This window comes from Hungatella sp. SL.1.14 (assembly GCF_024460495.1).
Lineage (GTDB): Bacteria > Bacillota > Clostridia > Lachnospirales > Lachnospiraceae > Hungatella > Hungatella hathewayi.
The window spans coordinates 1-321 of sequence record NZ_JANFYJ010000223.1 but is presented as its reverse complement, the minus strand read 5'-3'; the positions used below and the strand labels follow the sequence as shown (position 1 = coordinate 321).

The 321-nt window shown below is 51.1% G+C and carries 1 rRNA gene; it reads left to right on the top strand.

The features are described 5' to 3' along the window. A 23S ribosomal RNA gene (locus NE473_RS30765) occupies positions 1-321 on the top strand; the annotation flags it as partial.

Genomic DNA, 321 nt, shown 5'->3' with positions numbered 1-321 from the left:
TTCGAAGACAACTAGGATGTTGGCTCAGAAGCAGCCACACATTCAAAGAGTGCGTAATAGCTCACTAGTCGAGAGGTCCTGCGCCGAAAATGTCCGGGGCTGAAACACGACACCGAAGCTGTGGAATGTAGCAATACATTGGTAGAGGAGCATTCTTAACTGCGGCGAAGCGTTACCGTAAGGAGGCGTGGAGTGTTAAGAAGAGAGAATGCCGGAATGAGTAGCGAGATGGAGGTGGGAATCCTCCAGGCCGAATATCTAAGGTTTCCAGAGTAAAGCTGATCTGCTCTGGGTAAGTCGGGGCCTAAGGCGAGGTCGAAA